Source organism: Streptococcus sp. 2022WUSS135 (assembly GCF_044427045.1).
GTDB classification, from domain to species: Bacteria; Bacillota; Bacilli; order Lactobacillales; family Streptococcaceae; genus Streptococcus; species Streptococcus hashimotonensis.
In genome coordinates, this window is the sequence record NZ_JAOTGL010000041.1 from 1 (window position 1) to 10,795 (window position 10,795).

Here is a 10,795-nt window from a genome sequence, read left to right on the forward strand (position 1 = left end):
CTGAGATAGGATTCCTCCTAATGAGCATGAATCTCACGAAATTGGCTAAGAAATTAGTCCAAGATAGTAGAAGCAGAAAGAAAAACACAGACAGTTCGGCTGAATTTCATCAGAATCAGCTCAATCTGTCTGTGTTTTTTATTTACTGGCTAGTTTTTGCCCAGTCTCTTTTTCTTTAGCTATCATTCTAGTATTTTAGGGGAATGTGATATAATAAAGTATATCATGTATGAGGAGGCTCTATGGGGCACAAATATAAAAAGTATAAGAAATATGGTAAAAATAATTCAGGACTTGCGGCCCTCCTTGTTTTATTGGCAATCGGTTTTGTCATGAGTTTCTGGTATATCTTATTGCCCATTGGACTTTTAATTGGCTATTTTTACAAGAGAGAGGCTATCCAGCGTTTTTTGAATAGAGATTCTATAAAACGCTTGCAGGTATTAGCGCTATCTATTCGTTCGGGCTATGAAAAGCATCAAGAGCTCTTGGTGGAAAAGGGTGAGGATAAGGTTGTGTTACAGTTGCGAAGCAGACTGTTAGGACAATTATTTGAATTAGATCAGCTCTATCAAAAAGTTGGAAAATATCTGAAAGGATATGAAAGTAAAGAAGTTGTAGATACCTTGCAACTAAAATATCATTTAAAACTGCCAGAAGCTAAAACAGAAAAAAATACTGACACACAGGTTTCTACTAGTGGTAATGCTGTGATGGATGAACAAGGCATGATAGCGGATTTAGCTCCTGAAATTCTAGAAACCTATTGTAATATTCAAAGAGACAATCTTGTTATTCTTGAAAAGCTGGAAAAGGCGACAGATAAGAGGGAAGAATTGACAGCTATCCATGAGGCCAATATGAGTCGGTTTAACGATATTTTACAGGGCTATTTGAAAATCAAAAAATCACCGAAAGATTATTTCAACGCAGAAGAACGATTGGTGCAGGCAAAATCAGCCATGGAAATTTTTGATAAGGATTTGGATGATACCATCAAACAATTTAACGAAGCGGATATGAAAGATTTTGAAGTCAGTCTGCGTATGATGAAAAGAGAAGAGGAATAGAGAAGATGTCAGGATTTAATTTCGATATTGATCAGATTGCTAATAATAGTTTATCAACCAAAGATAAGACAACAGAGCTTATTCAAGCGACTCCGACTGGAGATAATTCAAAAGTTTCTTTCTTGGCTCAATTGACCCCAGAACAACAGACAGGCATTCGCGCTAAAGCACCACAATTGGTGGATAACTTCTTAGCTAATCAAAATGCCCTCTTGGATTTTGGTAAGGAAGCGGTAGAAGAAGTCAATGCCACGGTTAATCACATTTTGTCAGAACAGAAGAAGATTGAAATTCCACAGGTGGATGAGCTTTTGGCCAATACCAACCGTGAATTGAATGGCTTTGTGGCTAAGTATAAGGACATTTCCACAACTGCTGAATTAGAAAAGAAACCAGGTTTCTTCCAACGCCTGTTCAAGCAGACCAAGAATGATTTGCAGGAATTTTATTTTGATTCGCAGACCATTGAAAAGAAAATGGATAGCATGGCAGCCAGTGTGGTCAAGCAGGAAGAAGTGTTGGCACGCAATATTGTTTCTGCAGAGCTTTTGATTGAAAATAATACCAAGTCTATCGAGAATTTGGTGGGGGTCATCGCCTTTATTGAAGCGACTGGTCAGGAGGCTGCAGAGCGTGCAAAATTGGCACAAGAGAACCTCGCAACTTTAGTACCGACTACAGTCGATTATCAAGTAGCTTCTGAGAAGTTGGCACGTGTAACAGAGGTTGCTAATATCCTCGAGCAACAACATTCTGAGTATATGAGTCGCTTATATGTCGCGTGGACAACGACACCGCAGATGCGTAATCTGGTCAAGGTTTCTTCGGATATGAAACAGCGCCTTGGGATGTTACGTCGCAATACTATTCCAACAATGAAATTATCCATTGCACAGTTGGGCATCTTACAACAATCTATCAAGTCTAGCCAGACGGCAGATGCGATTGTCAATGCTAATAATGCTGCCCTTCAAATGCTTGCGAATACATCAAAAGAAGCCGTTCCGATGATGGAACGCACAGCTCAGAATCCGACCCTTTCAGTAGCATCTGTTACCAAATTGGCAGAAAGCTTGGTTGCCCAAAACAATGGCATTATTGCAGCTATAGATGAAGGGCGTCAGAAACGTCGGGAGTTGGAAGCAGCTATTGTACGGTCTGCAGAGACTATCAATGATTCTGTTAAGCTACGCGATCAAAAAATCATTGCTGCTTTGCTGGAACAAGGAAAAGAAGCACAGTCTGAGGCAGAGCAGCCACTTGAAACCAATCAATAATATAAAACCTGCAGTTTAGCGAAACTGCAGGTTTTATTTAATGGCGTTCTATTGGTTTTTTATCTCGATCTAAAGTAAATCCCTCACCGAGTACTTCATGTGCGTCTGTAATGGTGATAAATGCGTGGGGGTCAATGCGATGAATAAGCTCCTTCATCTCTTGGAGTTGGCTCTTATATATGACTGAGTAAATCATGTTGACATCGGCTTTGCTGTAGAAACCTTGTGCTTTGATAAAGGTGACACCACGCTCGATTTCATAATCAATAGCCTGAGCCAATTGGTCAGATTTTTGGGAAACAATCATAACTCCCTTGCTACCATATCCGCCCTCCGTGACAAAATCAATAACCTTGGAAGCAATAGCAACCATCATTAAAGTATATAGAACTGTTCGGAGGTCTTTAAAAACAATAACAATCAGAGTTAGGATGAGGATGTCGACTGCAAGAATGATTTGTCCAATGGAGTAAGGTAGGAATTTATGACCGATACGAGCAATAATATCGCTTCCCCCAGTCGTTCCCCCAGCACGGAAGATGGTTCCTAATCCTAGTCCCATAAGAATCCCACCAAGGATACTAACGAGTATCAAATCTTGTTGTAGATTGATTGAAAAATGGATTTTTTCAAAAATGGCCAACCAAAAGGTAACGCTAAAGGTTCCTAAGATACTGAGATAGAGAGTCTTCTTTCCGAGTATTTTCCATCCGAGGATGAACAATGGAATATTAATCACAATGTTCATTATCCAAGGTTGAATATGAAAAAAGTAGTAAATAATCAGCGTCAATCCAGTTGCGCCACCCTCGAATAGACGATTGGGCATGATTAAATAATTTAGCCCAAAGGCAAATAGCCCTGCACCAAGCAAAATAAGTAAAATATTTTTCAAACGAACCATAAGCATCTCCGAATATGTGTATATATCAATTTTAAAAGATTTTCTCCTTAAAAACAAGTCAATTTTCAAGTGATTTTTTGACTAATTTTTGGTAAAATGGAATGAATATCTAAGAACCAGTATTCACAAGTGAAGTGCTTGTATATATGGTCATTTAGTTTCTCTTTTATTACTTCAACGAGCGAGGAAGCGTCGTTTCCTTATTTTCAAGTTCAAACGGGAGTGGGAAAGAACTCGACTGGTCTAAAAAGAGTTCCCCTCACTTCCAAGCAGTTGGCTCGGGCTAAAATAGTTCACTGGACTATTTTACTCCCACCCCCGCACAGCTCCAACTATCTCTCAGATTGTTGGAGCAAGTACTAAAAGTAAACTAAACGACTATAAGAGATAGTTTTTCGCTAATCAAGGCAGTTTTTTTGAGGGAATACTGACTGTATTTTGAAAAAACTAACGAAGATTAGTTGAAAAACTAGCCTTAGATGGAAGTGCTGAATTGTGCATACAGGTTCTAAGAGCGAGGGAAAGATGAGAAACGGTTTTTTTATTACATTTGAAGGCCCAGATGGAGCTGGAAAAACAACTGTATTGCAACAGTTATTGCCAGCCTTGCAGGAATTGGGGCCAGAAGTAGTCATAACTAGAGAGCCAGGTGGAGTGGCTATTGCAGAAGAAATTCGCAATATTATTCTGAATCCTGCAAATACAGCGATGGATGATAAGACGGAGCTGTTATTGTTCATTGCAGCACGACGTCAGCATTTGAAAGAAAAGATTCTTCCCCCCTTGGCACAGGGGAAATTGCTCTTGATTGATCGTTTTATCGATTCCTCTATTGCCTATCAAGGATTTGGACGGGGTTTGGCTATAGATGACATTCATTGGCTCAATCAGTTTGCAACAGATGGTTTAAAACCAGATTTAACTCTCTATTTTGATATTGATACAGAAGAGGGGCTGGCTCGAATTGCCCGCAATGCTGCCCGTGATGTGGATCGCTTGGATATGGAAAAAGCAGATATGCATAGACGGGTGCGTCAAGGCTATCTTAGTATTTTAGAGCAGGAACCAGAGCGGTTGGTAAAGATTGATGCCAGTCAGCCACTAGAGGCTGTTGTTGCAGATGCTCTGGCAGTCATTAAGAAACGGTTTGCAGAAAGAACATGAATATTGAAGAACTTAGAAACTTACAACCCAGTGTATTTCAACGTTTTGTGACAATTTTAGAGCAGAGACGTTTGGCACATGCCTATCTATTTTCAGGTGACTTTGCTAGTTTTGATATGGCAATTTTTCTCAGTCAATCGTTATTTTGTCAGGAGAAAGAAGGCGTCCTTCCTTGTCAGAAGTGTCGGTCTTGTCGTCTAATTGAAGCAAATGAGTTTTCAGATCTTACTGTTATTGCACCGCAGGGAAATGTTATCAAAACAGATACGATACGTGAATTAGTTAAGAATTTTTCACAATCTGGATTTGAATCCAATAAGCAGGTTTTCATTATTCGTGATGCTGAGAAAATGCATGCTAACGCAGCCAACTCTTTGCTAAAAGTGATTGAAGAACCTCAGTCAGCCATTCACATCTTCTTATTGACCAATCAGGAAGAAGCTGTCCTTCCTACTATCAAGAGTCGGACACAGATTATAGGTTTTCCTAAAAATATTCCGGCCATGGAGCGAATGTTAGAAGAAGAGGGCTTGTTAAAAACACAAGCGAATCTCTTAGCTCAACTGGTTTCAAGTCAAGAAGAAGCGAAAAAGTTAGCAGAAAATAAAAACTTTTTAGATTTGATGGGACAGACAAGGAAATTTACAGACTTGCTCTTGGTGGAGCCTACACGTGCTTATTTGCAAGTTGGAATCCTAGTGTCTTTAGCTGTGGAAAAAGCTGAGCAGGGACGTTTGTTTGACCTTCTGAGTCTGATATTATCTGAGAAAATGATGGACTCGGCAAACGTACGTGAAAAAATGGATGCTGTTCTTAAGGCTAAGAAGATGTGGCAGGCAAACGTAAGTCTACAAAATAGTCTAGAGTATATAACTCTGTAAAATAAAAGAAAGGGAGATAATGGATAAAAAAGAAATTTTTGATGCCCTAGATGATTTTTCGCAGAATCTTCTAACCACGTTGGCAGAAGTGGATGCTATCAAAAAGCATTTACAGGGAGTTATTGATGAAAATACGACCCTCCGTTTGGAAAATTCCAAGTTGCGCGAACGTTTGGAAAAAGAAGATAAGACAGGCCATAAATCTTCCAACTTTGGTAAGGAGAATTTGGAGAATATTTACGAAGATGGTTTCCATATTTGTACCTTCTCTTATGGTCAACGTAGGGATAATGATGAACCTTGTATGTTCTGTGTAGAATTATTGAATCGAGATTAGGATGAAAGTACAAAAATCATTTAAGGGACAGACGAGTTTGGGGACTTTATATCTGGTGCCAACGCCCATTGGAAACTTACAGGATATGACATTCCGAGCTGTTCAGACCTTGAAAGAGGTGGATATAATTGCAGCGGAAGATACGAGAAACACAGGCCTCCTACTCAAACATTTTAAAGTAGAAACCAAGCAAATATCCTTTCATGAACACAATGCCCATGAAAAAATTCCAGTTTTGATTGATTGGCTCAAATCTGGTCAGTCCATTGCGCAAGTTTCTGATGCAGGCCTGCCTTCCATTTCGGATCCTGGTCATGACCTGGTACGGGCAGCGATTGCGGAAGATATTCCTGTTGTAGCACTTCCAGGAGCATCGGCAGGAATTACAGCCTTGATTGCATCTGGTTTGGCACCCCAGCCACATATTTTTTATGGATTTTTACCGAGAAAAGCGGGGCAGCAAAAAGAATTTTTCCAAGAAAAAAAGACCTATCCTGAGACGCAAATTTTCTATGAATCTCCATATCGTGTGGCAGATACCTTAGAAAATATGTTGACAGTTTATGGGGATCGTCAGGTAACGGTTGTTCGAGAATTGACCAAGTTATACGAAGAATACCAGAGAGGAAGCATTTCCAAATTACTAGAGTATTTGGAAGAAAATCCACTTAAGGGAGAATGCTTGATTATTGTCGAGGGTGCTGGTGAGGAAGTCTATCCTTCTGCTGACGAAGTGGACTTGAAGGCTGAGGTAGAAAGGGAAATTGCAAGTGGCATAAAACCTAATCAGGCTATCAAAGAAGTGGCCAAACGCTACCAACTCAAAAAACAAGAAGTATACGATATATATCATGGACTAGGTTAAGACCTAGTTTTTTGTATGTTTATGCAAACTATACTCTTCGAAAATCAAAATTATCCGTTGTCAAGAGCCTTGATGAGTGAAAAGTTCCAGTGGATCTTTTCAGCTTGTTACCTTGAAATGAGAAGGTAACAGAGTTCTATCGTCGGATTCGTTTCCTAGGCTATTTTTGATTTTCATTGAGTAATTAATATGCAGATAACAATTGGCGATACTCCCCAAACAGTCAAATCTGGTCATAAAATTTTCATTGAAAACTGATAAATCCCTGTGAGGCAAGCGCCTTCGTTTATGGCTAAAAGTAAGAGGAGCTTTAGGAAGTAGAATAAATATAAGAAATCCGAATATTTTTACAAAATAATCATATTTTATGGAATTGTCTGAATATTTGTGATATAATGAACAGACTAACTTAATGGAGGGATTTTATGACAATCTACAACTTCTCTGCAGGTCCTGCAGTATTGCCAAAACCAGTACTTGAACGCGCCCAGGCTGAATTCTTGGACTACAATGGTTCGGGAATGAGCGTTTTGGAGATGTCGCATCGCTCCAAGGACTTCGATGATATTATAAAAGGTGCTGAAGCAACGCTTCGTGAATTGATGACCATTCCAGATAATTACAAGGTTATGTTTTTGCAAGGCGGAGCTTCATTGGAATTTACCATGATTCCGCTCAACTTTGCTCAAGGAAAGAAAGCCTACTATCTTGTAGGTGGCTCATGGGGTAAAAAAGCCTATACTGAGGCTGTGAAGCTGTCTAAAACAATTGCCTTTGAACCAATTTTGCTTGGATCAACTGAAGATATTACCTATGCAGAATTGCCAACCTTCGATAAAAATGATATTGATCCAAGTGCAGCCTATGTGCATTTGACAACCAACAATACCATTGAAGGTACGGCTGTCTATGACATTCCAGATACCAACGGTGTTCCAGTTATTGGCGATATGTCTTCAAACATCTTGGCGGCTCGTTACAATGTAGAAGACTTTGCCATGATCTATGCAGGGGCTCAGAAGAACATTGGACCTGCTGGTGTGACAGTGGTGATTGTTCGTGAGGACTTCCTCAATGATCAACCAATGCTTTCAAGCATGTTGGACTACCGTATTCAAGCAGAGAATGAATCACTTTACAATACACCACCTGCATACTCAATCTACATTTCTAAACTTGTTTTTGAATGGGTCAAGGAAATTGGTGGTGTCGATGAGATGGAGAAAATCAACCGTGAAAAATCTGGTTTGCTTTATGACTACATCGATCAGTCTAATTTCTATACAAACCCTGTTCGTAAAAAAGAAGAGCGTTCGGTAGCCAATATTCCTTTTGTTTCACCAAGCGGGGAATTGGATGCCAAGTTTGTCAAAGAAGCGACAGTGGCAGGCTTTAAGAACATCAAGGGACACCGCTCTGTTGGAGGGATGCGGGCGTCGCTCTATAATGCTTTCCCACGTCAAGGTGTGGTTGAATTGATTGAATTCATGAAAAAATTTGCAGCGGAGAATGCCTAATGGAAATTAGATTAGCACATCCAAATGAGATGGAGGCTATTGCCAATATTCTTGAAGATGCTCGCGCATTTCTAGCAACCTCTGGTATTAATCAATGGCAGGGAGAGTATCCAAATAAAGAGAATATCTTTGATGATATTCTTTCTGGCCAAGGTTATGTTGGTCTAGTGGACGGTAAGGTGGCAGCTTATGCCGCCGTTCATCGTGGTCAAGAAGCAGAATATGAGGCCATATATGAAGGAAAATGGCAGCACAATCATCCTGTATATACAACATTTCATAGAATTGCAGCAGCTGACGAATTTCGTGGTCAAGGAATCATACAAACTTTTTTGCAAGGTTTAATTGAAGGTCAAAAAGGACCGGATTTCCGCTGTGATACCCACGAGCAGAATAAGACAATGCAGCACATTCTAAAAAAATTAGGCTATGTCTATTGTGGTAAAGTCCCAATAGATGGAGAACGTCTAGCTTATCAAAAAATCAAGCACAAGAGCGAGCGGAGTCTTTACCAGGAAATCAGTGAAGACGACCGTTGGTTACTCGGAAATAATTAATGAAATAAAGAAAGAAAAGGCGGTAGCTATTCCGCCTTTTTAGGTAAAAATAAATGGTATTTAGCGTACGTACTTTTAACAATATCAATCAAATCGGTCTTAAGGAATTAGGCAATAAATTCCAGATTGACGGAGATCATGCAGCAAATCCAGATGCCTTTATTATTCGATCTGAAAATTTGCATGGATTTGATTTTCCTGAAAATCTAAAAGCTATTGCCCGTGCGGGTGCAGGGACTAACAATATCCCAATCGAAGAGGCAACAGAGAAAGGTATTGTTGTCTTTAACACTCCAGGTGCCAATGCCAATGCCGTAAAAGAGGCAGTCATTGCTTCTATTCTCTTGTCAGCACGTGACTATATCGGAGCGACGGCATGGGCAAATACATTGTCAGGAGATGATGTACCTAAGCAGGTTGAAGCAGGTAAGAAACAGTTTGCTGGGACAGAGATTTCAGGTAAGACTCTTGGTGTTATCGGACTTGGTGCTATTGGTGCGCGTATTGCCAACGATGCCCGCCGTTTGGGAATGAATGTTCTCGGTTACGACCCTTATGTATCAGTAGAAACTGCATGGACCATTTCAAGCCATGTCAAACGTGTGGATGACTTGAAAGAAATCTTTACCAATGCGGATTACATTACTGTCCATGTTCCTTTGACAGATAAGACACGAGGACTCTTCAATGCAGATAGCTTTGGTCAAATGAGAAAAGGAACAACCTTGATAAACTTTGCCCGCGGTGAATTGGTTAATAATGCTGATTTGTTTGAAGCAATTGAGGCAGGAGTTATCAAGAACTATATCACGGATTTTGGGACAGAAGAAGTGCTCAACAAGGACAACATTATCGTCTTCCCGCACGTTGGTGGGTCAACAGAGGAAGCAGAGCTCAACTGTGCCATTGCTGCTGGTCAGACCATTCGTCGTTTTATGGAGACGGGTGAAATTATCAACTCAGTTAACTTCCCAAATGTGAAACAATTCCTAGATGCCCCGTATCGTATTACCTTGATTAATAAGAATATTCCTAATATGGTAGCGACGATTACAATGGCTGTATCTGAGTTGGGAATCAATATCGATAATATCATCAATAAGTCTAAAGGTGACTATGCCTATACTTTACTTGATTTGGATGAAGCGGATAAAGTGAAAATTGAGCAGTTGGTTGCTAAATTTGAAGCAACGGATGCAATTGTCAAAGTGCGTGTCATTCAGAATAAAAACTAATCATGCTGTATAAACAAATCTATCACAGTCCACTTGGCCCCATGTCATTAATGGCTAGTGATAAGGGATTAAGAGGGGCCTGGTTTGAAGGGCAAAAATATTTTGAACGAGGCTTGAACGAGAAAGTTATTTTAGCCTCCCATCCCATTTTAGACCAGACAGCTCGATTGCTTGACAAGTATTTTTCAGGGGATCAGGTGGACTTTTCAACCCTTCCATTAGAAGCTGTGGGAACAAATTTCCAAGAGCATGTCTGGCAATTATTGAAGACGATTCCGATTGGTCAGACGACTACCTATGGACAACTGGCTCAGCAACTGGGCCTTCGTTCTGGTCAGGCAGTAGGAGGTGCAGTTGGGCGTAATCCTTATTCTATTATTGTTCCTTGTCACCGAGTTCTCAATCAGAAAGGACAGTTGACAGGTTATGCAGGTGGACTGGATAAGAAAATCTGGCTCTTGCGACATGAGAATCCAGAATTTGAGGTGAAAGATGATTTTATTTTATGAGTATCCAAAATGTTCGACTTGCCGAGCAGCAAAAGCGGAGTTGAAGAGTTTGGGATTGGAATTTGAAGCTATTGATATTAAGTCAACACCGCCTAGTGCTGAAGAGCTAAAAGCTTGGATGGAGGCGACAGGACTAGAATTGAAAAAGTATTTTAATACTTCTGGTAATAGCTATCGTGAATTAGGCTTGAAAGATAAGTTTGATAGTCTTAGCTTGGAGCAGGCACTTAATCTTCTAGCTAATGATGGTATGCTGATTAAGCGTCCCCTACTGATTCAGGATGGTAAAATCTTACAGATTGGCTATCGAACAAAATACGAAAATCTCGGTTTATAAGCCGAGATTTTGTTTATTATGTGACTTTTAGTCCGTCACGCTCCGTAAGGTGCGTGACAAATAAACCACCCGCTATGCGGGTGCGCGACGAAGGTTATACCAAAAAACTCCAAACGCGATACAATAAAGGTGTTCAAGCCAT

At 40.1% G+C, this 10,795-nt stretch carries 12 protein-coding genes; 11 read left to right on the top strand and 1 reads right to left on the bottom strand.

The annotated features are described in order from the left end of the window. Positions 1 to 242 precede the first annotated feature (242 nt). Positions 243 to 1,070, top strand: a complete 828-nt coding sequence (locus ODU45_RS09325) for a hypothetical protein (protein ID WP_398581192.1) — start codon at positions 243 to 245, stop codon at positions 1,068 to 1,070. A 5-nt stretch (positions 1,071 to 1,075) separates the two neighbouring features. Then, on the top strand, positions 1,076 to 2,347 hold the full coding sequence (locus ODU45_RS09330; RefSeq protein WP_398581193.1) for a toxic anion resistance protein: 1,272 nt from the start codon (positions 1,076 to 1,078) through the stop codon (positions 2,345 to 2,347). A gap of 37 nt (positions 2,348 to 2,384) precedes the next feature. Here ODU45_RS09330 and ODU45_RS09335 read toward each other — a convergent pair whose 3' ends face one another. Next, complete coding sequence (locus ODU45_RS09335; protein WP_398581194.1) at positions 2,385 to 3,251, bottom strand: YitT family protein; 867 nt, start codon at positions 3,249 to 3,251, stop codon at positions 2,385 to 2,387. Positions 3,252 to 3,776: 525 nt separating this feature from the next. Between ODU45_RS09335 and tmk the strand changes: the two genes are divergently transcribed. From tmk to ODU45_RS09380, 9 genes are all read left to right on the top strand, one after another. Further along, positions 3,777 to 4,415 carry a dTMP kinase gene (tmk, locus tag ODU45_RS09340; protein ID WP_398581195.1) on the top strand — a complete coding sequence of 213 codons (639 nt, stop codon included), beginning with the start codon at positions 3,777 to 3,779 and terminating at the stop codon, positions 4,413 to 4,415. Further along, positions 4,412 to 5,296, top strand: coding sequence for a DNA polymerase III subunit delta' (locus ODU45_RS09345; RefSeq protein ID WP_398581196.1), 885 nt, complete (start codon positions 4,412 to 4,414; stop codon positions 5,294 to 5,296). Before tmk ends, ODU45_RS09345 begins: the two co-directional genes overlap by 4 nt. A gap of 19 nt (positions 5,297 to 5,315) precedes the next feature. After that, complete coding sequence (gene yabA / locus ODU45_RS09350) at positions 5,316 to 5,633, top strand: DNA replication initiation control protein YabA (protein ID WP_002935361.1); 318 nt, start codon at positions 5,316 to 5,318, stop codon at positions 5,631 to 5,633. Position 5,634: 1 nt separating this feature from the next. Beyond that, positions 5,635 to 6,498, top strand: a complete 864-nt coding sequence (rsmI, locus tag ODU45_RS09355) for a 16S rRNA (cytidine(1402)-2'-O)-methyltransferase (RefSeq protein WP_398581197.1) — start codon at positions 5,635 to 5,637, stop codon at positions 6,496 to 6,498. Between the two features lie 425 nt (positions 6,499 to 6,923). Then, on the top strand, positions 6,924 to 8,015 hold the full coding sequence (gene serC, locus ODU45_RS09360) for a 3-phosphoserine/phosphohydroxythreonine transaminase (RefSeq protein ID WP_398581198.1): 1,092 nt from the start codon (positions 6,924 to 6,926) through the stop codon (positions 8,013 to 8,015). Beyond that, complete coding sequence (locus ODU45_RS09365) at positions 8,015 to 8,572, top strand: GNAT family N-acetyltransferase (protein ID WP_136670257.1); 558 nt, start codon at positions 8,015 to 8,017, stop codon at positions 8,570 to 8,572. The genes serC and ODU45_RS09365 overlap by 1 nt, the downstream gene beginning before the upstream one ends. A 53-nt stretch (positions 8,573 to 8,625) precedes the next feature. Beyond that, complete coding sequence (locus ODU45_RS09370) at positions 8,626 to 9,807, top strand: 3-phosphoglycerate dehydrogenase family protein (protein ID WP_398581199.1); 1,182 nt, start codon at positions 8,626 to 8,628, stop codon at positions 9,805 to 9,807. Between the two features lie 2 nt (positions 9,808 to 9,809). Further along, a complete protein-coding gene (locus ODU45_RS09375) occupies positions 9,810 to 10,316 on the top strand; it encodes a methylated-DNA--[protein]-cysteine S-methyltransferase (protein WP_024415045.1) in 507 nt (168 codons plus the stop codon). Then, the gene (locus tag ODU45_RS09380; RefSeq protein WP_002935368.1) at positions 10,300 to 10,653 is read left to right on the top strand and encodes an arsenate reductase family protein; all 354 of its coding nucleotides are present in this window, start codon (positions 10,300 to 10,302) and stop codon (positions 10,651 to 10,653) included. Before ODU45_RS09375 ends, ODU45_RS09380 begins: the two co-directional genes overlap by 17 nt. Positions 10,654 to 10,795 lie beyond the last annotated feature (142 nt).

Bases quoted from the DNA above. Each gene is read 5' to 3' on its own strand.
- ODU45_RS09325 (WP_398581192.1), top strand. From the start codon at position 243: ATGGGGCACAAATATAAAAAGTATAAGAAATATGGTAAAAATAATTCA.
- ODU45_RS09330 (WP_398581193.1), top strand. From the start codon at position 1,076: ATGTCAGGATTTAATTTCGATATTGATCAGATTGCTAATAATAGTTTA.
- ODU45_RS09335 (WP_398581194.1), bottom strand. From the start codon at position 3,251: ATGGTTCGTTTGAAAAATATTTTACTTATTTTGCTTGGTGCAGGGCTA.
- tmk (WP_398581195.1), top strand. From the start codon at position 3,777: ATGAGAAACGGTTTTTTTATTACATTTGAAGGCCCAGATGGAGCTGGA.
- ODU45_RS09345 (WP_398581196.1), top strand. From the start codon at position 4,412: ATGAATATTGAAGAACTTAGAAACTTACAACCCAGTGTATTTCAACGT.
- yabA (WP_002935361.1), top strand. From the start codon at position 5,316: ATGGATAAAAAAGAAATTTTTGATGCCCTAGATGATTTTTCGCAGAAT.
- rsmI (WP_398581197.1), top strand. From the start codon at position 5,635: ATGAAAGTACAAAAATCATTTAAGGGACAGACGAGTTTGGGGACTTTA.
- serC (WP_398581198.1), top strand. From the start codon at position 6,924: ATGACAATCTACAACTTCTCTGCAGGTCCTGCAGTATTGCCAAAACCA.
- ODU45_RS09365 (WP_136670257.1), top strand. From the start codon at position 8,015: ATGGAAATTAGATTAGCACATCCAAATGAGATGGAGGCTATTGCCAAT.
- ODU45_RS09370 (WP_398581199.1), top strand. From the start codon at position 8,626: ATGGTATTTAGCGTACGTACTTTTAACAATATCAATCAAATCGGTCTT.
- ODU45_RS09375 (WP_024415045.1), top strand. From the start codon at position 9,810: ATGCTGTATAAACAAATCTATCACAGTCCACTTGGCCCCATGTCATTA.
- ODU45_RS09380 (WP_002935368.1), top strand. From the start codon at position 10,300: ATGATTTTATTTTATGAGTATCCAAAATGTTCGACTTGCCGAGCAGCA.